2 protein-coding genes are annotated in these 2,816 nt (G+C 39.1%); one reads left to right on the plus strand and one right to left on the minus strand.

The window, feature by feature from the left end; translation table 11 throughout:
* Nucleotides 1-1,991: hypothetical protein (locus CXF72_RS00270; RefSeq protein WP_232784828.1), on the plus strand; the 1,991-nt coding region annotated here is incomplete at its 5' end.
* A gap of 309 nt (nt 1,992-2,300) precedes the next feature.
* Here the strand turns inward: CXF72_RS00270 and CXF72_RS00275 are convergent.
* On the minus strand, nt 2,301-2,816 hold a 516-nt coding region (locus CXF72_RS00275), incomplete at its 5' end, for a hypothetical protein (RefSeq protein ID WP_157823148.1).

Here is a 2,816-nt window from a genome sequence, read left to right on the forward strand (position 1 = left end):
TCAACAAATGGAGAATGCAAGCAATTCCTCCTCCCGCTAAAGCAGGAGGTATCCTTGCTCAAAAACTGATGAAAAATAATCCGAAAATTTGGAAACGAGACACATTAATGTTCGTTCTTTGTTTGCTTGTTTTATCTTTGAGTTTTTCTGCTAGCGCACAATCGCAGAACGATCAAATGGCGAGAGCTTATTATTTCGAGGCAGAGAACGCGGTTGCTAAGGGAGAATTGTCGAATGCGCTTACGGCAATTACAAAAGCCGAAGAGTTGTTGGGAGCGTCTAACGCCAGCACCACTGCAATGAAAGTAAAAATTTATTTTGGTCAAGGAAAGTATCAAACGGCAAAGCGTGAATTGAGCACGTTTTATAATTTTAAGGCTGGTAACAATCTCGCACGGGAAATGGCACCCTATTTAACAAAGATCGATAAAAAAATCACCGAAGAAAAAGCTCGTATAGTCGCTGAGAAGCAAGCAGCCATTGTTAAACTTGAACAAGCGAGGCAGGCGGGCATTGCTGCCAAAGATGCTCGTATTCTTGCCGAAGAGCGTAGACAAGCGCAGGCTAAACGAAATCGTCTTGCACAATTGGCCCAACAAAAATCCGTAGAAAAGCAGGCGATACAAGATCAATTTCAATCGTGTGAAAATGGGTATTCCACATTTAATTGTTTTGCTGTAGCAGAGCGGTATGAGTTTGGCCGAGACGGATACCTGCAAGATTTAGAAAAAGCGTCACTTTATTATGGGAAGTCTTGCCGTCCTAAAGAATTGGATAAACACAAAGGGTGTTTTGGTCGGGTAAGATTGTTATCTCAGGGACACGGTATATCTGAAAGCTCGAAGAGTGAAATACGCGAAATTGTGTTTCTGAAGCGTCGCCATGATGGTTACAGGAGTGGTAACGGTGTGGTTGACGGCGCAGACTGGAACTATCTCTCAGGTCAAATATGGCAAAAAAGAACAAACGATACTAATGGAAACCCATTCTATAAGTCGAATTCAATCGTCGCTGCTTTTTATTTTAATAAGTCATGTAAAATCGGGAATAAGGATGGGTGTAATGCCGCTAAGCAAGTCACTCCCGATAAGCTTCAACAAGCCCTTGATATGTATGTGACATGTAAGAGAGGCCCTTCAAATAAAGGTATAGCCTGTTATGAATTTGCGAAAGCTATTGATGGAGATGAAAATATTTACAAATATCTGCGTGGGGAATATCCCCATTATGCAGTGTCACAATATTGGAAAAAACACGACCTCAGAATTTACCCTGCTAAGGTTAATCCAAGGTTTATAGAGCCTAATAAATTTTACGATCTTGCCTGCGATGAATACAAGCACCCTGATGCCTGTTTTCGAAATGCTGAAAGTACATATGAATATGCCAAAAAATATACCTTTTCATTTGAATCTTGGGTAACGCTATTGGAGAAATATAAAATTAGCTGCGAGACGAAAATTCCAATTCCTAGTAATAAGGAATTAGCGTGCAGCAGGCGTGAAAAAATTAAGGAAAAATTGAAACAAGATTTTTCCTTCGCGAAAGATAATTGCCTCACTCCAACGATCTATGGTGCAAAACAAGATTGTCTTAAGATTGCTTCGGCTTACAAGTTAGGGTTTATGGTGCCTGTTGATCAATCGAGGGAATTTGAATACTTATTGCGGGCCTGTAAGCATGGCGGCTGGTCAGATTGTAGAAAGGCAGCAGAGTATGCTGAAGACATTGAAGGTACATTGCCGGCTGATTTTGAAAACGTAGCTGAATTTTATGGAAAAGCCTGTAAAAGTCACCCCTCGCTATTCTGCGTTCGTTTGGGAGATATGTATATAGCCGGCGAGGGCGTGGAGCAAGATACTTCAATGGCAAAATCATACTACAAAATATATCTCAAACGTCAAAAGAAGATTTGTAAGGGCGCAGGGAAAGACTCTGATGACTGTAAGAAATATAAAGATTTTAAAGAGGAGTATCGCAAAAAGTTTTAGTGTGTGAGTCTAGATATTTGCTAAGAGGTTAACTTAAACGGTTAACTTAAGAGTTACTGAAAATGATAATGAAGAACGGCCCATCATAAATGGGCCGTAAACAGATTAATCAAAAAGTCATTGGGGTCTGAATGGCACTGCATTAAGCTTTTCCTCCCTTAGCTCCTGTGTTTTTTCGCTGCTTAGGTGGATGCCCATTTTTTTAAATATTAGCTCTGGCCTCATTAATGGGGTCAGGTTAAAATTAAATTGTTGTTTATAATTCACTCAATGGCAGATTAAATTTAACCTGACCCTAATTATTATTAGTTATGTAGGTTGAATTTTTTCATCAAAATACGTCTCAAATGCTTCATCAGTAAGTGAGTAATAATTTCTTTTACCTAAGGTTTTATCCCGAGTCATTTCTTTTGCCTGTAGAAAACCCATATCTTTCAATTTAGCAGCTCTTTTCCCGACTTTTTGATATGTACAATCAAGCTCTTGCGCAAGGCCAGAGGGGTATTGCGGACTATCTACCTTTAATGAATTTATAAATTGCATGTCAAATTCAGGCAATAATATTTGATCATCGGCTAATTTAATATCTACACTTGCATGCTCTACACTGCATGTCCCATACTTACATTTTGGACATAGCATATCGAACAACTCAATCGTAGTGAGCATTTCATAATCATGAGTAGCTTTACAGTGAGGGTTATTACAAGTGATATGTTTTGCACTAGAGAGATATCCTTGCAAGTTCTTAGTGTTATTAAAACGCCTTTGGATTAAATATTTACGATCTGAGCCCCGACCATAATTGATATCTTCACTGACACA

It is taken from the genome of Psychromonas sp. MB-3u-54, from assembly GCF_002836415.1.
In the GTDB taxonomy this organism is placed as follows: domain Bacteria; phylum Pseudomonadota; class Gammaproteobacteria; order Enterobacterales; family Psychromonadaceae; genus Psychromonas.